We start from the raw sequence: 321 nt of genomic DNA on the forward strand, positions 1-321 counted from the left end.
AAATGGCGTCCCCTAGGGGATTCGAACCCCTGTTACCGCCGTGAAAGGGCGGTGTCCTAGGCCTCTAGACGAAGGGGACTGAAAATCTTCTGTCGAAAGCACTGCTTTCGAGATTTTCAGTAAGGCAAAGTGAGCTAGCGAACTGAGCGACCTTTCCTTACCAAAATTTTCAGTCAGAAGTTGATTAATCAACTCCAGCCTATTTCACAGTTTTAATCGACTGTGACGCAATAAAATGGCGTCCCCTAGGGGATTCGAACCCCTGTTACCGCCGTGAAAGGGCGGTGTCCTAGGCCTCTAGACGAAGGGGACTGAAAATCT

General features: G+C 49.5%; 2 tRNA genes. Both read right to left on the reverse strand.

From position 1 onward, the window contains the following. Positions 1–3: 3 nt before the first annotated feature. Positions 4–79, reverse strand: a tRNA-Glu gene (locus ACXAGV_RS19060). A 157-nt stretch (positions 80–236) separates the two neighbouring features. Beyond that, positions 237–312, reverse strand: a tRNA-Glu gene (locus ACXAGV_RS19065). Positions 313–321 lie beyond the last annotated feature (9 nt).

The organism is Alteromonas sp. ABH4_453 (genome assembly GCF_056160665.1).